This is a genomic window from Synergistaceae bacterium (genome assembly GCA_021372895.1).
Lineage (GTDB): Bacteria > Synergistota > Synergistia > Synergistales > Synergistaceae > JAJFTP01.
This window is the reverse complement of sequence record JAJFTP010000057.1, coordinates 1-18,970: the sequence shown is the minus strand read 5'-3', so window position 1 is coordinate 18,970 and position 18,970 is coordinate 1. Positions and strand designations below refer to the sequence as shown.

The following is an 18,970-nucleotide window of genomic DNA, read 5'->3' as shown; positions in this document are numbered from 1 at the left end:
GGATAATATCCGGACTGCTGTTGCAGAAATTATCCGCGATGATCACCGAATGCCCTGCGGCAAGCAGTGCAATGCAGGTATGCGAACCTATATACCCGGCCCCGCCGGTGACAAGAATATCCAAATAAAAAACCTCCCCTTCATATGCAGCCGCCCGGCCGCCTTTCCGCATCGTTCCCGCTCCGCAGGCCGCCGCGGTTTACCCATACGGCGATTCTTATTTATTTCTTTCCTATGCCGCAAAACGGCCTCAACCATTATAAAAGCAACTAAAGTATATAGACTCGAGGGATGGATTGCAATGGACTTTTCCGGGAAGAAACCGGAGGGGGCAGACCGGAGGGGCCAGGCCTACACAATTGACATAAAGGGATATATTTGTGCCAGCGGTACAGCGGGGCGAAGCCGAAGGCCGTTGATCCGGCAAGGATTGACTTGTACGGTTATACGCCGGACTTCCGCCGCCGCTTCCGGCCTGGCCCCTTCCATGCTACAATATCCCCTGTAATGCCATACCAAACAAAGGCGGCGGTTTTACCATGCATCCACAGACCTACCTGCTAACCGGAGCCGCGGGGTTCATAGGCAGCAACCTTGCGCATTATCTCGTCTCTGTCGGACACAAAATCATTGTGCTTGACAAGCTTACTTATGCGGGGAACCTTGCCTCCCTCGACGGGCTTGCCGGAGAGAGCTTCCGGTTTATCCGCGGGGATATATGCGACACAGATACCGTATGCGGCATCCTTCTTGAGACTAAACCGTCGGGGATATTCCACCTTGCGGCGGAAAGCCACGTAGACCGCTCTATCGATGGTCCCGGCACGTTCATAGAAACCAATATAATCGGAACTTTCTCCATGCTCCATGCAGCAAGGGAATATTATGAAGGACTTTCAGGCCCGGACAAAGAAAATTTCCGTTTCCTGCACATATCTACGGACGAAGTCTACGGGAGCCTCGGCGAGACAGGGGCATTTACGGAGGAAACGCCTTATGCCCCAAATTCCCCCTACTCCGCATCAAAAGCGTCATCAGACCATCTTGTCAGGGCATGGCACCACACATACGGGCTGCCCGTTCTCACCACGAACTGCTCCAACAACTACGGTCCGAGGCAGTTCCCGGAGAAACTCATCCCGCTCATCATACACAACGCGCTTAACGGCAAAGAACTCCCCGTTTACGGAGACGGAAGCAACATAAGGGACTGGCTCTACGTGGAAGACCACTGCAGGGCCCTCTATACGGTAATGACAAAAGGAAAGCCGGGAGAGACATACAACATTGGCGGGAACTGTGAACGCAGGAACATAGAAATAGTACGGACCATCTGCTCCATACTCGATGAGCTCAGCCCCAAACCGGACTGTTCAAAATACGAAGATCAGATAAAATTCGTTAAAGACAGGCCCGGGCATGACAAAAGATACGCGATAGACGCATCGAAGATCAAAAGAGAACTCGGATGGCAGCCGCAGGAGACCTTAGAGACCGGCATCAGGAAAACTGTCCGATGGTACCTCGACAACCCACAATGGGTCCGGAACATACTCGACGGCACATACCAATGCCAAAGGCTTGGGCTGGGAAGCTGACCCCTCAGTACCTTCCTTAAATAATTATCAAATACAACGATATCCATATCGTTGTATTTATCGTTGCAATTTAAGTCTATTTTTCTTTATTGTTGCATAGCGATTGCAACGATAGATATTGTTTTCCAAGATATGAGACAGTGTCGTTGTAGTAAGTCCATAGTCAAAAACAGGGGATTGTGATATTCTTTTCATGGCAAGGACCTCCGTATGGTATTGTTTTGGTGTGATGACTAAATTTTACCAAAAAACGGGGCTCATGCCGCTCTTTTTTGCCGATTATTATTGTTTATTTTGCTTTATTCGGGGGAATATAAACTGAGGATAATAGTGGATGCTGACGCATGTCCCAAGTCAGTCCTGCAGCATACGATAGAGACCGGGGCAAAATACGGCATACCGGTAATAACTGTTGCCAGCTTCAACCACAACATAATATCTGCCCAACACATAACCGTTGAAAGCGGATCCCAGGAAGCAGATCTCAAGATAATCAACATCACCGGATGCGGGGACATTATAGTTACACAGGACTGGGGACTTGCTGCCGTAGTGCTGTCAAAAAAAGCTTCAGCAGTGAGCCCTGCAGGTATAGAATACGAAGCGGAGAGAATGACCTTCATGCTCGAAGAGAGGGAAATGAAGGCCAAATTCCGCAGAAACGGCGGAAGGACAAAGGGTCCCAAGAAAAGGGCTGCAGAGGACGATATTCGTTTTCTCAGGACTCTGGAAAAAATACTTTTAAGAGAAATACAGAGGAAAGATCCTTAACTTCCTTTTTACGTAGGAGTGAGCGCGTGGATATCATTTCTGCCAGTCAAGTTGTTTTTAAGTCTATGATCAGGTATCCGGATATAAAAATAGCAAAGGGGAAAACCACATTCATACATGGCCCGAGCGGCTGCGGCAAGAGCACACTGCTCAAGCTGATGAACGGCACTATTTCGCCAGACAGCGGATATATCCTCTACAACGGGAATAATATTGACAACATCGACACGATCGAACTGAGAAGAGATATCCTCCTTGTCGGCCAGTCAGTCTTCCTATTCACAGGCACTATCGAAGAAAACTTCAAAAAATATTACGAGTACAGAGACCATGACGCACCCTCAAAAGATGCGATGGAGAAATTCCTTAAGATATGCTGTGCAGATTTCCCCCTTGAGACCAGATGCGAGACTATGTCGGGCGGAGAACGCCAAAGGGTCTACATAGCGATATTCCTTTCGTTCATGCCCAAAGTCCTCATGCTTGACGAACCGACATCAGCCCTGGACAACATCTCTTCGGATGCAATGATGAAAAACATTAAAGATTTTTCCACTGATAATGAGATGACAACGATCATAGTAAGCCATTATTTCCCGCTTGCCGAAAAATACGGCGACAATATCATCGCACTCGAAAGGAGCAAGCCATAATGCGTGAAATCGCTGCAATAAGCCTTGTCCGGTTCAGCCTCGTTTATATTCTGCTCCTCGTAGTGCTTGCTGTAATGAAAAAAGCAAAGATAAACCAGACCAAACTCCTCTTCATTGCAAGCGTGAGGCTGACTCTCCAACTGACCCTGGCCGGCTTTATCCTCACATACATTTTCGAGAACCCACATCCGATATTCATACTTATGTACCTGACAAGCATGATACTTTTTGCGATCCACAGGGTACTTTCAAAAAACAAATGCATGAACACCGGATTCAAGGTCGCGATCTCGCTTTCTCTAACCTGTTCAGGTCTGGGTATAGTGATTTTCTTCGTGACTGCCGTCGTGGGGCAAAGCATATTTGACCCGCAGTACGTGATCCCTCTGAGCGGGATGATAATCGGCAATGCAATGACCGGCGTAAATCTTGCAACAAAGACGTTCTGCGAATCACTCAGCGAGAGGCGCCTGCAGATGGAAAGCCTGCTAAACCTGGGAGTCACACCGCAGAAGATCCTGCTCCCGATGGTAAACCAGGCGCTTGAGACCGCGCTCCTTCCCACCCTCAATTCAATGCTCGGAATGGGCATAGTCTCGCTGCCCGGAATGATGACCGGCCAGATACTGTCCGGAACTCTTCCGACCACGGCTATCCTTTATCAGATCTCGATCATGATAGCCATCTGCGCCGTAGTCTGCCTTTCGGTCTTCGGCTCCCTCTATTTTGGATATAAGACCCTGTATAATGACCGTAATCAGCTCTTCTACCTATAGACGGTGATCAAGTGTTTAATGGACCCCACTGCAGCCTTATAAAGATTTTAAAAGCAACAGGCCTAAAAAGTAGTCCCGCATCTCCATATGCTGGATTCATAAAATTTCAAAATCTCCGCTTTCGTCATTTTGCCGTTGGCAATAGCATAAATACTTTTGCATCCTTGGCTATATCCGAAATAGCCACTTTATGGAACCTTGCTAAAGGCTCTTTTGCTTCTATGGTATACCTATTGTCGCCGACTGCTATTTCCAACAAGTCATGGGCAAATACTTCCTCCATGACTACTCCCACATTATCCTTTTCATTAATGGCTACAACTTGTTTCCCTGCCATTTCGAGTCCCCTCTCTCCGGCCATTCTGTCAATTGTGCAGGTCTGGCCCCTCAGGCTTCTAACCCTCAGGCTTCTACTCAAAAACCTTCCAGATCGTCGTATAAGGCATGAAAAGCCTGTATTTTTCATCATAAAATCTGCAAAATCCATACTTGAGATAAAAAGATAGCGATTCCTCTTTTGAATCAACGACCATCGCCCACCATGGGATCTCGTTATCAAGAGCCCTCTTCATGGCGTCAAGCAGCAGAAGTTCGCCGATCCTTTTTCCGCGGAACTTCAAATCAACAACAAGCCTGCCAAGTAAAACGGCAGGGATAAGCGGATATTTGGGAAGTTTTTTTTGTATATCAGAGGAAATATCAGGAAGATTGACCGAATACATGGACAGAGTATAAAATCCGGCAATATGATCTTTCCCGGGATCAAGCGCGACGAATAGTGCGCAGGCTCTTTTGTCTATATCATGAGATGCCTGTCTTTTTAACCATGAGTTCAGATCACCGACCCCGCAGTCAAAACTGCCTCTCAAGTCTCTTAGATAGCCGGACCACGGTTCTATCGTATATTCCAGGCTATCCCGTGCATTCTTCACCTAGCTGTTTTCCCTCCCGACAAAGCGCCCGGCTGCCTCCGTCAGAGCATCTTTTGGCATCGGAGGGTTTATCAGGGTTTCGGCGAAGAGCACCTGATCCCTCGTGCTGAGTTCAAGGATCGCATTGGCCCTTAGCACGCCTCTTGCTGCAGACAAGGCGGAAGAGATGACAAAATCACTCAAGCTGAGGTTCTCCATCTTTGCAGCCGCCAGGATAAGGTCCTTCATATCCGCAGGTATCCTTGCCTCGATCCGCTCCTTTTTGCTCATTCTGTTTTTTACAGATGTATCCATGGCTCATTTCCCCCCGATACTGTCGAATTATAAGTCTTATGCACCTAAAAGTGTACGGCATATAACCGTACAAGTCAAGTCATGGGCCCTGCCGGTTTCTTTGCCGGATCAACGGCCTTCGGCTCAGCCCCGCCGTACCGATGACACAAATATATCCCATTCTGTCAATTGTGTAGGTCTGACCCCTTAGTTCCCTGACCAGACCCTCCCGCTCCGGACATCAATTGACAATCACTATATATAGTATATACTTGTATATACATGAGAGGTGATAAATATGCTTGCTACAATTCAGAAATGGGGAAACAGCCATGGTATCAGATTGCCTCTGTCCATCCTGGGCGAGGCTGGCATGATTGGCGGAGAGGCTGTTGTTATTACAGCGGAGAATGGGCAAATTGCTATTAATAAAATAAAAACCGGCAACAGGAAAAATATAATTACGCTTTTTGAAGGATATAATGAGGAATATCAACCTGTGGACATTGATTGGGGCGTTCCGGCGGGCAAAGAAATATGGTAGTAAAACAGGGAGACATAATAAAGTTGGAATTCAACCCACAGGCAGGGCACGAGCAGGCGGGATACCGCCCGGCAGTTGTCATAAGCAATGATTTTTTCAACACAAAGACAAACATGACGATAGTCTGCCCGATCACGGGCACGCAAAACAATTTTCCATTACACATCCCGCTTGACATCAGAACTTCGACACAAGGAGCCATCCTGTGCGAACATGTTAAAGCTCTTGACATAAACCAGAGAAATTACAAAATAATTGAAAAAATACCAGACGACATATTGCAAAGAGTAATTGACGTGGTTTTTGCCGAGATAGAAATTTTATAGGGCACTTAGCTGCGCCATTACGGTTGTCTGCCATCGTCCGGCTGCATTTACAACCCCTTCCCGTCTCAGGCTTCTCCGCTCAGCCTCTCCAGGATCACCACATAATCGTCAACGCTCAATGGCCTCGGATTGCTTGCATTGCTGAGATTTTCGAAGGATTTTTGCGCGATCTCGCGGTATGCGGATCTTGGGATATTGAAAGTTGAAAATGGCGGTATCCCTACATCTTCGGACATTTTCCGTACCGCGGCTACCAAAGCGGCGGCTCCCTCCGCCTCGGTGGAGAATGTCAGCCCCATCGCCTTGGCCGCGCGTGAATATTTTTCGATGCAATACTCCTTGCTGTAGTCCATCACCTCGGGGAGACAGACGGCGTTGCATACTCCGTGCGGCTTGTCATACATGCCGCCGAGGGACTCAGCTATGCAGTGTACGGCCGCAACGTCGGAATGGCTGAATGATATGGCGCCCAGCAGGCTGGCCATAAGCATCCCAGCCCTTGCCTCTATATCCGTCCCGTCGTTCACCGCACGGCGCAGGTATTTGGATACCAGTTCGATGGAATAGAGCGCAGCAGCACTGGATATAGGCTCCGAACAGTTGGCGGTATAGCCCTCTATCGCGTGTGTGAGCGCGTCCATACCTGTCGAGGCTGTGATGGATCTCGGCATCGACACAGTCAGATTTGGATCGCAGATCGCGACCTTCGCCGCTATTTTAGTGCTGCGGAGCGAGAATTTTGTCTTTTTTGCACTGTCGGTAATAACAGCGCTGAACGTGACCTCAGAACCGCTGCCGGCCGTCGTCGGGACAGTAATTACAGGCAGGGTGGCGCCTGGTATCTTCTCTACGCCGCGATAATCCTGTATTACTCCGCTATGCGTCGCCATAACGCTTATGCCCTTTGCACAGTCTATGGAACTGCCGCCGCCTATGGCGATCAGGCAGTCGGTGCCGAGCTTACGGGCCATATCGGCTCCGGCGTGGACGTTTTCATCCCTGGGGTTCGCGGCTGTCCCGTCGAAAATATCGTACTTTACACCCGCGTCATCGAGAAATTTCGTAACAGTCTCCAGCAAACCGGAAGCACTGATCCCCTTGTCCGTAACGATAAGTGGTTTTTGTGATTTCAGGAAGGATATCTCATCCGGGAGCCGCGAAATGCAGCCTGTTCCGTATTCAATGCGTGAAGGCAGAGCAAAACTGAAAGTCCTTAAAATTTCCATAACAAACCCTCCTTGTTTTATAGGACATAACATGGTTCAAGTCTGTTCTTGGGTCTCAGTATATTCAGCAGGACACCATTGTCAAGGAATCCCCCGATATTGCCGCCTAACCGTCGCTTATATTGCTCCGCCCCAAACCGGACGGCTTAAAATACGAAAATCAGATAAAAATCCTGAAAGACAGGCCTGGGCATGACAAAAGATAAGTGACAGAAGCATCGAAGATGAGAAAAGAACTCGGATGGGACCGCAGAAGACCTTCGGGCCGGCATCAGGAAAACTGCCCGATGGCACATCGACGACCATATAATTCACAGAGACAGAATTTGCCTTATCTCTTTGATTTTTTCCCCCAATTGGCCATCGGCTTCCATTGCCGCTTCAAATCTTCTGCTTGCCCGGGTGACGCCCGAATCCGACAGAAGGAACATATCGCCTATCTCCTTCAGCTTCGCCCCGCTGTACCGATGGCATAAATATATTGCGGCAAGCCTCGCCAGCTTTTTGTTGTCAGCAAATAATTTCCGGGCTGTCTCGCCGATTATTTCAGGCCCGGGCCTTTCCTTAAGCTCTCTCAGCGAAGGAAGGTCCCTGTCCGCAGGCCTGCAGTCAAGCTCCTTCCCCCGGATCTCCCTGACAAAATCATCGCTGCCCAATATAGTCGAGCCTACGACCTCCATAAGCGGGCTGAGGTACTCACCGTCAGAGACCTTCTCGTTTATATATCGCCTGTAGTTCCGCCGGGACCCAGGACCTTCTGTGCCAAAGTACCCAAGGATGAATCCGGTAGTCAGCCATGACGGTTCGCCGCCCTCAATGTAAAAGCGGTAACTGGACCATATATAGTCTTCCGGGGACTTGGCCATCCCGGCCCTCACCGGATTCAGGTGCATGTAGCGGGAGAGCTCTGCGGCGTAAGAGTCAGCCTCAACCAGGATAGCCTTGTAGCGTCCCTGAAGAAGGTGTCCGACACGTTTGCGCTTGATGTTAAAATATGTGGTATAGGAACTGTTGATATACTTCATTATCAGCGAGAGATCCCCAAACGGAGTCTCCAGCATCAGGTGATAATGGTTGGTCATCAGGCAGTAAGCATGTATTATCGCTCCATATCTCACACACGAGGCTGCAAGGTAGAAGAGAAACTGTTCCCGGTCGGCCGCACTTTTGAAAATTTCCTTTCGTTCATTGCCTCTGGATGTAACATGATAAAAAGCTCCGGGGTATTCTATCCGCAAAGGCCTGGCCATGTTTTAGCCTCCTTGATCGCCGCTCTTTAAAACAAAAGCCCAAACCTATTTTTAGCGGAATATGCAATTATGTCAATCGTGCAGGCCGACCCCAATTGTGCATGCGACTGCTTGTCAACAGCTTGCCGATGTTTGCCTATTGCCTGCCCGCCCCTACGGATCCTATGCTTCTTTGGCAATTCCGAAATACTTCAGAAACCAGTTTACGTGCCTTGTGATCTTGGGAGACTTAAATAACCTGCCCAGTTCCTGCATACGTGTGAGATCCAGCGCTGCCAGCGCATCTTCGTCCATCCTCAGGTCTTCAAAAATGAATGCCTTCCAAAGGGAGTAGTTCTGCGGGGTGTACCTGGTTATGTATAACCTGTCAAGAAGGGCCTTTTCATCAGCCGCTCTTATGTGGCCGGGCGGATCCTTTACAAGATAAGTACCGGGATAAACCAAAGATGACGGCAGCGTGTACCATTCAATATTTCCGTACGGCGTATCCAAACTCCGGCTTCTCTTTGAGGTGACAGCTGTTACAGATGCTACTGCATCGGGGATAAGACCTGCTTCGAACAGCACGAGGTCCCCGGAAATGACCGCAGGGCCGTAGACATTGCATGCAAGGTATCGAAGAGATGGTTCCCTCTTGCGCAAAAACCGACCAAGGCAGTACCATCCTCGCACTACCCTTTCAATGTATCCGTCGGAGACCATTCCCTCTATCTTCTGCCAGATATTTACATAGCCCTTTTCTCGGAGCCTGTTCTGAAGTACCCATCCGGGGATCTCGGTTTCCAATCCATTAAGCAGTTCTATGTCGGTCATGCTTTATCACCGCGCTTTAAAATTTATATTTTATGTATGTTAAAATCTAATATATAGAGATTACTATACATAAAACATATTTTCAAGCGTATAAAGATTCTATCAAACAGAATGATTTTAATTAGTATAGTGGTCCCCATGGCAACCAGCTATTTTGTAAGTTGTGTAGGTCTGCCCCTTCCGTTTTCCTCCTGACAAGCGATAAGCAAGCTGTTGGCAAGCATTTGTGAAGATCTAAAATAACTTATAAGAACTGTCGTTCCCGTATGCCCCACCATCAGTCGTTCCCGTATGCCCCACCATCAGTCGTTCCTGTATGCCCCACCATCAGTCGTTCCCGTATGCCTCTGAGCGGGAACCCAGGTCTGGCCGTGGCTTTTGACTTTTTCTTGATGTAACTTTAAACCTATTGTGAATTTTGCTTTCAACAACTTAGAAAAATGAAGTCTAAAATCACATTCAAAAATGAAAACAGTGGACCTGGATCCCCGCTCAAAAGCGTACGGGGATGACGGAGGGTACAGTGGACCTGGATCCCCGCTCAAAAGCGTACGGGGATGACGGAGGGTGCAGTGGACCTGGATCCCCGCTCAAAAGCGTACGGGGATGACGGAGAATGAGGCATACTGGCTATCATCAAGAGCTGCGTAGGTTAATAGGAGTCCTAATTAAATTGCGAACTTAATTTGAAACTAACGACTTTTAATTGTGTCAATTGTGTGAAATATGTGAATATGTCAAATGTGTAGGTCTGACCCCTCCGATTTTCCCGTTTCGGAGGTAGAAGTCAAAGCCCCTGCAAGAAAACCTGCAAACGTGTCACGGACTTTAACGGGGATGTTTTTCTGTAAGTATTCGGACACTGTATTCTCACCGGATCCAATACAGTCCTTAACTTCAATGAGCCATAATGCTCCGTCTTTACTTGTATCGAGCGCAATAAAATCAACAGCTTTTGTACCCAGGCAAATTCTTTAAAGTTTTGCCTAAAGTAAAATCCAACTTCCTTATTGCCTTCAGACTTATTCGCATCATACTTTATCACATCGAAACTATCCGGAAAACTGAAGCATATTAATCCTTCAATATAATCATGCATTATCAGCTACCAACTCAACGCTGCCTTCATCCATATAACGTTCTGACTGCTCTATTTCAGCTTCAAGAGAAGCAAGAGGTGATAGATCCTCAACGTTATCGTAAACATCAATAGCTATTCCGCTGTTTTCGGTCTTACGCAAGGCAAAATATCTGGAGTCGGTCTTATTTTCTTTTTTACTTCGCTCACAAAGATCAAGTTCTCTAAGTAGGAATAAGCTATGCGTAGCTATAATGATTTGGGTCCCGTTTGAAGCCAATGCCGTCAACACTGCGGCAAGTGATCTTATCAGCATAGGGTTAAGGTTGCATTCTGGCTCGTCCCACAAAAGCAAAGAATTGCTTTGAATGCTTCTGTTTGCAACAATATGTCCCAACATTGCTATCTTGCGGAAACCTTCCGCAACAAGAGGTATCTCCATCTTTCCTTCCTCTTTTATCCGCAGGTAAAAACGTCCGTTCTCAAGTACGATCTTTCCTCTGAGAACGTTTTCAATGTCTTTTATTACACTGCTGATCTCTCCCGGCGGCGGTCCAACGGGAACAGTTTTGTCTAAAAAGGCACTAAGGTCATTGTATCCCTCATCAAGCATGTAGGGGTACTTTGACCATGCGTCCTTTAGGAAGGGCATCATGGATATCACATCTCCGGCAGGAACAAAAACAGACGGGGCAGGGAGCGAGACATCGAATTTTTCAAGCACAACCTCTGTCTTGCTGTTGGTAGAAAAACTAAATTTTATTCCCTTTTTATTACCGGTGAAGTTCGCGGAAATTTTCGATTTGTTGCGTCCTTTACGCCTGTGAACCAAACGGCCAAGATGTTCCGGGCGGAACATTCCCACCAGTTTGGCTGCAATAGATTTGGAAAGAATATCATTGGAGGTTGACAATATCTCGCTGTCCTGCTTGTTTTCTTTCTTATATACTTCATGGGATATCCAATGGAGAACATAAGCAAGTTTTAAAATATGGCTTTTGCCTAACCCATTTTCTCCGATTATTACATTCATGCCGGGGGCAAACTCTAAAGATGCATTCTGAAAAACAGTAAACTCTTCCAGCGTAAGTTTTTTTAGCATCGCCGCACTCTTCCTTTCCGGTTATGACATGGAGATTTCGTGTATCGATATTCACAACTTGATTGCATATTTGCATAAGGAAACACGGAGAGGTCAGACCTACACAATTGACAAAATGCCCAACTCCCGTAATACCTCTGTTGGCAACAGCCTCGCTTCAGATCTTCTGATTACTGCGCCAATGATACAAATATATCACTTTATGTCAATTGTGTAGGTCTGCCCCCTCTGACTTTCCTCCTCTGACTTTCCGCTACATAAAATAATTTATGTAGCATGGAATCATAAATATCATACAAAAAAAAGATTTATGTATGACCGAAGTTACACAAAAAATTAAAATGTTCTTTTACCTTCTATTACATTCAGCAATTCGGGAAAACAAAATACACTGCCTCTGCTTCCGCTCCTTGGCGCCAGCTCTTTTAGAATACCGGCTTCTCTTAATTGACGAATGTATCCTGCCGCAGTTAATCTGGCTATGCCAGTCCTTGTGGTAAAATCGGCGGACTTAAAAATTGGCTGCGCAAATAGCGCGTCCAGGATTTGAATCATATATTGCGAACGAGTTGTACTCTGTATTCTCTGTTTCATATCCTCGTAAAGAGTCATAATTTTCTTGACTTTGACGCTGTTGTCTCTTGCTTGTTCAACTATGGCTTTTAAGAAAAATTCAAGCCATCCATTCCAGTCATCATGCATAGAGATACTGTGAAGTCTGTGATAATACTCATCTCTATGAGACTCAAGATATGAACTTAAATAGAACATAGGCTTTGATAATGCCTTTTTCTGGAAAAGGAACAGAGGAATCAATATGCGCCCAATACGCCCATTGCCATCTTTAAATGGGTGAAGCAGTTCAAACTGTGCATGCAGAACCCCTGCCTGGATCAGCACATCAATATCTTTGCCGACGGCATAGTTCCCCCAGTTTTCCAGATATGCATCAAGTTGCATGGGGTTAGGCGGGACGAAGGTGGCGTTATCAACTTTGCACCCGTAAGATCCTATCCAGTTCTGATCTTTGCGGAACTCTCCCGGATTTTTATCCGCTCCTCTTACACTGTCTAAGAGAATTTTATGAAGTTCTCTCAGCAGATAAAGAGTTATCGGAGCGCCATTTTCAAGTGCATTTTGAGCAGAGAAAAGAGCTCTTCGATAGTTGAGGATCTCCTGGATATCATGAAATTTTTCCCCTTCTTTAATCATACCGGCCTCTTGTTCCAGAACTTCATCTATGGTTGCCTGTGTGCCTTCTATTCTAGAAGACAGGACGGCTTCTTCATTCATCAGAGGAGAAAGCATAACAGCGGGATTGACTATCCCCTGCAGCAGCCCGTCGTAACGTCCCACCATGATACCGGCTTCACCAACCCAGGATAAAAGCCTATTGGCATCTATCCCTTGTAACGGCAAAAGATGGGGAATATAAGGTTCCATCGTTAAGCCTCCTTTTCTTGGAATTATATATCAATTTACACCGAAGGCGAATCAATGTCTTGCCGGATCGTCAGAACATCCTGCAAGGAGATGAGCGATTCATTAAGCAAACTTTAAATATACACAGGCTATGTCGATCCAAGGGCTGGATACTTCAATATGTCGGCGATGCAGTAGGACTGGACAAAACGGCAATCTGCGACATAGAGACAGGACACAAGGGAATTATAACAGTTCGGGACAAAACGGAGTAGCTGAAGCAAAGGAGCTTAGCCAAGCAGTACGGTATTTCAAGGTTGATGTTGAAACGATCCCGGATATCGGGGAAGACGGACGGCTTGTCTGTGCCGTGATAATACTCGGTATTTCTATTCTACATTACACAGACCTTCGAGACCGGCATCAGGAAGCTGTGTAGGTCTGACTTCTTCGTTTTCTCTTAATTGTGTCAATTGTGTGAAATATGTGAATATGTCAATTGTGTAGGTCTGACCCCTACGTTTCCATTTATGCCCCACCATCAGTCGTTCCCGTATGCCCCTGAGCGGGAACCCAGGTCTGGCCTTGGTTTTTGACTTTTTCTTGATGTAACTTTAAACCTCTTGTGAATTTTGCTTTCAACATTCAACAACTTAGAAAACAAAAATGAAGTCTCAAATCACATTCAAAAATGAAAACAGTGGACATGGATCCCCGCTCAAAAGCGTACGGGGATGACTGAGGGTGCAGTGGACATGGATCCCCGCTCGAAAGCATACGAGGATGACGGAGAATGAGGCATACTGGCTATCATCAAGAGCTGCGCAGGTTAAAGGAGTCCTAATTAAATTGCGAACTTAATTTGAAACTAACGACTTCTAATTGTGTTAATTGTGTGAAATATGTGAATATGTCAAATGTGTAGGTCTGACCCCTCCGACTTTCCCTTCTCCACATGAAAATTCCTATATTGTATGGGCGATAACCCAGTTTTCTTTTTAAATGCAACGCTAAAGTAGCTGCTATTTTTAAAACCTACCCTCTCACTAATTTCGCTAATAGTGAGGTTGTATTTTTTTAGCAATACTTCTGCATGTTTAATCCTAATATTAACTAGAGTCTCTATAAAAGAAGCTTCGAATGTATCGCTAAATGTTCTACTAAAATAAGAAGTACTATAACCAGCCATATTAGCAATATCTTTTAATTTTAAATCTTCATAATAAAATTCTTTCATAAAAGATAATGACATTTCCATTGAAATTTTAGAATCTTTATTTTTTGCAACATTAACAATTTTTGATATATCAAATACATATTTTTTTACTAATTCCTGTACTTCTTTTAATGAAGTTGCTTTAAATATCGAAACTATTAACCTTGACTGTCTATCTAACATATAAAAATCATCAAGCTTAACTTTTTCAAAATAATGAGTAATTTTGGCAATAATAATAACAATTTTTGATTTTACTTCCATTTCTTTGTTTTTTTCTACTTTTAATATACTAATTATTTCATTAATAACATCTTCTATTAATTTATTATCGCCCAAAAAAATTTTTGCTATTATTTTTTGATGTAATATCATTTCTTTGTTCTCATTTTGTTCTCCTGAAAACATATTATGTTCATGGCGGTACAATAATATGCTATTTTTCCCATAAAAGAAAACTTGTTTTAATGCTTGAAAAGATTCTTCATAAGCTTTCCAAAGATTATTTTTATTGTGACAATATCTGCTGAGCCCGATAGACACAGAATAACCAGTTATTTCCATTATTTTGCTCCTGATAAAATTTGCACATTCGATGCCATATGTTTCTGCATCTTCATTATTTTTACCTTCACAATCAAGTATCACAACAATTTTATCTGTTCCTATTAAAGTAGTTGATATTGCATTCATTTTTTTGGCAATTGCTTTTCTTGTTGCATTCAAAATATTTCTTTTTATATTATATCTTTTACTATTGTCTAACTGCTCGCAAATTTGCCAAAAATCATCACAAATAATTGTCATTATCATTTGAGGTGATATGTTAACTTTTAAAATATCAAGTAGTGGTTTTATCCGATTTGCTCTTTCCATGTGATTATAGATTAAATCATTTATATATTCCATTGTAAGAATATCTTTTAATAAATTTGATTTTTGATCTGAATAATTTAATGAGTTATTTTCTAATAGTTGAGGTATTCTCTCGAAAAAATTAAAATTTAAATGGCCATCAATTAAGTCAGATTTAAAAATTAAATTTAAAAAATCAAGACTATTTGTTTTACCTAAAAGTATAATTTTACAATTTGGGTTTTTTGATTTAGCTAGATGAGCAACATCAAGCAACTTCTGAGGGTCAATGTTAGGATGAAAATTAACAGCAAATATTGAAAGATTTTCATTATTAGGAATTTTGTCTATTGCAAAAGACAACGTGTTCGTAGAGTAAAAATCTTTACGAATCTTTTTATGAAATAATTTCGCATTTTGGTTTTCTTCAAGTTTCAGTTGAATACATATCATATCATATACCTTTTGCGTACATACATTCTCGTGATATACTTAATATCGTCCATTGTGAGCATTCTTTCTTTCCTCCTCCGATAGTAAGGTCAGATAACCAGAGGGTATAGGTTTATAAAGGAGGGGATAGCAATTGACTCTTTTGTCTATGCCTACTGTTACACTTTTTTTGATTGTGTTTTCGTTACACTTCTATTATGTATGTTAAATAAACTGGATCCTATTTTTAGATTTTTGCTATTTTGGACAATAGTGATATTATATTATAAAATAGTCCGTAATAAAACCGCTCAGATTCTGACGCATTACACGGCCAGAATCTGAGCAAGGTGGGTATTTTGTGCAGTTCTTATTTTACGTTTTCACTTGCTCCTTCCAATGCAGAAATAACTTCTTCTGCCGAGCATACTGCCTCTGAAGGCTTCATTTCAAATACTTTTTCAACGTAAGTATAGTCACTATATCCTAATCTTGCTAATGGCTTAATTGCAGCTACGTCTATTTTCCCATCTGTTGTAATGAATTTATCCTCAATATGGATACCGATTACTTCCCCAATAATAATATCTACAGTTCCCTCGTTACCTTTTCCTGGTAACCGAATTGTTTGAGTATATTTACATTCAAGTTGCACTGGTGACCCTTTTACCCGCAACGGTTTTACAAATTTTGACGGCAACTTCTCTAGTCCTGCTTTTTCGAATTCATCCTCATCTGGTGGGAAGGGAGCAGCTGTAACATTCATTGCTTCCCGTAAATCGTATGGAACCATGTTACATACGAATTCCCCTGTCTCTTCAATATTTACAGTTGTATCTTTTCTTCTACCAAATCTGTCTTGATTTATTGAAATCATAACGTAGTAAGGGTCGAAAGTTAAATTTTGGAATTGGCTATAAGGAGCCAGATTTGATATCCCATCCTTGCTTATCGTTGAAACCCATGCAATCGGCCTTGGAACAGTAAACGATTTTATCGGGGATCTTTTTAGTTTTTGGTTTGGTTTATTCGGTTCATAGAACATAATTAATTCCTCCCTTTATATATATATTTAAACAAATTTAAATATTAAAAAAGATATCGGTGTAATAATTATTAAAGAGATAATAGTTCTTTCAAACCAAATTATCACCATATTTTTAAGGCTTAACGGTATTTTTGTCGCAAGAATACATGGAACTGTAGTAGAAAACATAATCACCTGTGTTACACTGAGAATACCAACAATAAATCTGGTCAGTTCTGGAGCTTTTACTACAACTAAAACAGGAAGATACATTTCGGCTAATCCTAGGAATGCTGCTTTTGCTGCCAGTAGCGGTTCAGGAATTTGAAGCAACATCGTCAGTGGGTAAAATATATAGCCTAATATATCAAAAATAGGAGTGTAATCTGCAAGCAATAAACCAAACAAACCTATTGACATAAAATTTGGTAGGACTTCAAAAACTAGATTAAATGCATTTTTAACATTATCAATTATATTTTTATGCAAAGGTCCTGCTTCAGAACAAACCTTTACTCCTTCATTAAATGAACATAATATGAGGTTGCCATCTACAGGTTCCTCCAAAAAGCCTTCTTCATTATTGTAGTATGTTTCTGGCATTGATTTAAGCGGTTTCAAGCGCGCAACTATAGCACTAACAATGAAAGTAGTAGTAAAAGCAGTGATAAAAAAAGGTGTCCAGAGGTACATTATGTTCAACGTTTTAGCAACTACTACAACAAAAGTAATGCATACAGTAGAAAAACCAGTAACAATGATTGAAGCTTCTTTAGTATTGTATTTTTTGTTAGTATACATACTATTTGTAATCATTATTCCCATTGCAGTACTTCCCATAAAAGATGCAACAGCGTCAACCGCAGATCTTCCAGGGGTGAGCCATACTGTTTTCATAATGGGTCTCATTAATAATCCAAAAAAATCAATGAATCCATAGTTCATCAAGAAAGTAAGGAAAACGGCACCGATAGGTATTAATATTCCAACCCCAACTGCTAAAGCATTAAACAAGAAGGGACCATGATCGTCTCGCAACACTGCTTCTGGTCCAAAATTAAAAAACACTAATATTGCAACAACCGCACCAATAATTTTTGAAATAGTAAAGACTGTTGAAGTGATGTCCTTGTTCCAAGTTTTTCTGTAGAATGGAAGAACTGAAGCTAAAATAATAACGGCAAGGGCATATATTTGTCCTAAAAATTTTGATTTGCTTACTAGATGTGATACTACATATTCTACAGGGATAGTACTTACATTCCCATCTTGAACTGGAAAGAAAAACATAAATATACCTATAGCAGCGTAAATAATAAATTTTGCTACTTCTTTTGAAGAGTATCTTTCTTTGCAAACTTCTTGCTTAGCGTTCATAGTAAGCCCTCCTTATAATGAAATTGCAAAACATATACTTCTGTTGATCAACATACTAAATATACTTCTTGTTAAAGAATATCTTAATAAAAAATTATGATGTGGTTTTTAGATTTTTTGTCATCTTTTAGTCCAGATTATCGTACTGACGTTGTACAGTGGGATCATGAAGTGTGGAATGGCGGGCTCATTTCAACGTAATATGCACCTGTATTCCCGCCCAGTCGTTTATACATGGCCCTTCCTCACAGTCCTTCCCGTATGCCCCACCATCAGTCGTTCCCGTATGCCTCTGAGCGGGAACCCAGGTCTGGCCTTGGTTTTTGACTTTTTCTTGATGTAATTTTAAACCTCTTGTGAATTTTGCTTTCAACAACTTAGAAAAATGAAGTCCCAAATCACATTCAAAAATGAAAACAGTGGACCTGGATCCCCGCTCGAAAGCATACGGGGATGACGGAGAATGAGACATACTGGCTATCATCAAGAGCTGCGTAGGTTAATAGGAGTCCTAATGAAATTGCGAACTTAATTTGACACTAACGACCCAATCTGACTTCCCCTTAATTGTGTCAATTGTGCGAAATATGTGAATATGTCAAATGTGTAGGTCTGACCCCTCCGACTTTTTCATGCCCCTTCCTCACAGTCGTTCCCGTATGCCTCTGAGCGGGAACCCAGGTCTGGCCTTGGTTTTTGACTTTTTCTTGATGTAACTTTAAACCTCTTGTGAATTTTGCTTTCAACAACTTAGAAAAATGAAGTCTAAAATCACATTCAAAAATGAAAACAGTGGACCTGGATCCCCGCTCGAAAGCAAACGTGGATGACGGAGAATGAGGCATACTGGCTATCATCAAGAGCTGCGCAGATTAATAGGAGTCCTAATTAAATTGCGAACTTAATTTGACACTAACGACCCAAATCTGACTTCTTCTTAATTGTGTCAATTGTGCGAAATATGTGAATATGTCAAATGTGTAGGTCTGACCCCTCCGACTTCCCTAAGTTATGTAGGTCTGACCCTCCGACCTCAATTGTGTTGTTGTGTGAAATATGTGAATATGTCAAATGTGTAGGTCTGACCCCTCCGACTTCTTTGTCAAATGTGTAGGTCTGACCCCTCTGTTTTTTTGGGATGACGGAGAATGAGACATACCCTCTGTGTCATAATAGATGTCGTGTATAGAAGTCGACAGTATAAGTCTCTTCATGTATAAAGAAACTATCAACCATGAAGGGTGGGAAAGGATAATGAAATACCCGGAAGAACTACGAGATGAAATTCTTAAAGAATTG

Annotated in this window: 18 protein-coding genes; 6 read left to right on the top strand and 12 right to left on the bottom strand. The window is 43.1% G+C overall.

Annotated features, from left to right (window positions below; translation table 11 throughout):
• Positions 1–124: NAD-dependent epimerase/dehydratase family protein (locus LLF78_05075; GenBank protein MCE5201867.1), on the bottom strand; the 124-nt coding region annotated here is incomplete at its 3' end.
• A gap of 415 nt (positions 125–539) precedes the next feature.
• On the opposite strand from LLF78_05075, the gene rfbB reads away from it, so the two are divergent.
• The 4 genes from rfbB to LLF78_05055 all read left to right on the top strand — a co-directional run bounded on the left by rfbB (position 540) and on the right by LLF78_05055 (position 3,798).
• Entirely contained in the window at positions 540–1,598 is a 1,059-nt protein-coding gene (gene rfbB, locus LLF78_05070; GenBank protein MCE5201866.1) for a dTDP-glucose 4,6-dehydratase, read from the top strand.
• Positions 1,599–1,928: 330 nt separating this feature from the next.
• On the top strand, positions 1,929–2,369 hold the full coding sequence (locus tag LLF78_05065) for a DUF188 domain-containing protein (GenBank protein MCE5201865.1): 441 nt from the start codon (positions 1,929–1,931) through the stop codon (positions 2,367–2,369).
• A gap of 26 nt (positions 2,370–2,395) precedes the next feature.
• The gene (locus LLF78_05060) at positions 2,396–3,022 is read left to right on the top strand and encodes an ABC transporter ATP-binding protein (GenBank protein MCE5201864.1); all 627 of its coding nucleotides are present in this window, start codon (positions 2,396–2,398) and stop codon (positions 3,020–3,022) included.
• Positions 3,022–3,798, top strand: coding sequence for an ABC transporter permease (locus LLF78_05055; GenBank protein MCE5201863.1), 777 nt, complete (start codon positions 3,022–3,024; stop codon positions 3,796–3,798). Before LLF78_05060 ends, LLF78_05055 begins: the two co-directional genes overlap by 1 nt.
• 124 nt (positions 3,799–3,922) lie before the next feature.
• On the opposite strand, the gene LLF78_05050 is transcribed toward LLF78_05055, so the two are convergent.
• Genes LLF78_05050 through LLF78_05040 form a run of 3 tightly spaced genes read right to left on the bottom strand, consistent with a single transcriptional unit; the run spans position 3,923 to position 5,024 of the window.
• Complete coding sequence (locus LLF78_05050; GenBank protein ID MCE5201862.1) at positions 3,923–4,216, bottom strand: hypothetical protein; 294 nt, start codon at positions 4,214–4,216, stop codon at positions 3,923–3,925.
• A complete protein-coding gene (locus LLF78_05045; protein MCE5201861.1) occupies positions 4,209–4,730 on the bottom strand; it encodes a GNAT family N-acetyltransferase in 522 nt (173 codons plus the stop codon). Before LLF78_05045 ends, LLF78_05050 begins: the two co-directional genes overlap by 8 nt.
• Entirely contained in the window at positions 4,731–5,024 is a 294-nt protein-coding gene (locus LLF78_05040; GenBank protein MCE5201860.1) for a DUF1778 domain-containing protein, read from the bottom strand.
• A gap of 277 nt (positions 5,025–5,301) precedes the next feature.
• On the opposite strand from LLF78_05040, the gene LLF78_05035 reads away from it, so the two are divergent.
• Together LLF78_05035 and LLF78_05030 are read left to right on the top strand one after the other, a co-directional pair.
• A complete protein-coding gene (locus LLF78_05035) occupies positions 5,302–5,547 on the top strand; it encodes an AbrB/MazE/SpoVT family DNA-binding domain-containing protein (protein MCE5201859.1) in 246 nt (81 codons plus the stop codon).
• Positions 5,541–5,873: a type II toxin-antitoxin system PemK/MazF family toxin gene (locus tag LLF78_05030; protein MCE5201858.1), complete on the top strand. Its 333-nt coding sequence runs from the start codon at positions 5,541–5,543 to the stop codon at positions 5,871–5,873. The genes LLF78_05035 and LLF78_05030 overlap by 7 nt, the downstream gene beginning before the upstream one ends.
• A 65-nt stretch (positions 5,874–5,938) precedes the next feature.
• Here the strand turns inward: LLF78_05030 and LLF78_05025 are convergent, their stop codons facing one another.
• From LLF78_05025 to LLF78_04990, 8 genes are all read right to left on the bottom strand, one after another.
• Entirely contained in the window at positions 5,939–7,099 is a 1,161-nt protein-coding gene (locus LLF78_05025) for an iron-containing alcohol dehydrogenase (GenBank protein ID MCE5201857.1), read from the bottom strand.
• 311 nt (positions 7,100–7,410) lie between these two features.
• Positions 7,411–8,349, bottom strand: a complete 939-nt coding sequence (locus tag LLF78_05020) for a transposase (protein ID MCE5201856.1) — start codon at positions 8,347–8,349, stop codon at positions 7,411–7,413.
• A gap of 162 nt (positions 8,350–8,511) precedes the next feature.
• Positions 8,512–9,162, bottom strand: a complete 651-nt coding sequence (locus LLF78_05015; protein ID MCE5201855.1) for a hypothetical protein — start codon at positions 9,160–9,162, stop codon at positions 8,512–8,514.
• 1,091 nt (positions 9,163–10,253) lie between these two features.
• Complete coding sequence (locus LLF78_05010) at positions 10,254–11,342, bottom strand: AAA family ATPase (protein MCE5201854.1); 1,089 nt, start codon at positions 11,340–11,342, stop codon at positions 10,254–10,256.
• 336 nt (positions 11,343–11,678) lie between these two features.
• On the bottom strand, positions 11,679–12,785 hold the full coding sequence (locus tag LLF78_05005; GenBank protein ID MCE5201853.1) for a Fic family protein: 1,107 nt from the start codon (positions 12,783–12,785) through the stop codon (positions 11,679–11,681).
• An 892-nt stretch (positions 12,786–13,677) separates the two neighbouring features.
• Positions 13,678–15,288 (bottom strand): helix-turn-helix transcriptional regulator, encoded by a 1,611-nt coding sequence (locus LLF78_05000; protein MCE5201852.1) that lies wholly within the window; start codon positions 15,286–15,288, stop codon positions 13,678–13,680.
• A gap of 349 nt (positions 15,289–15,637) precedes the next feature.
• Positions 15,638–16,312 carry a flavin reductase family protein gene (locus LLF78_04995; GenBank protein MCE5201851.1) on the bottom strand — a complete coding sequence of 225 codons (675 nt, stop codon included), beginning with the start codon at positions 16,310–16,312 and terminating at the stop codon, positions 15,638–15,640.
• A 27-nt stretch (positions 16,313–16,339) separates the two neighbouring features.
• Positions 16,340–17,671, bottom strand: a complete 1,332-nt coding sequence (locus LLF78_04990) for a YjiH family protein (protein MCE5201850.1) — start codon at positions 17,669–17,671, stop codon at positions 16,340–16,342.
• Positions 17,672–18,970: the final 1,299 nt, after the last annotated feature.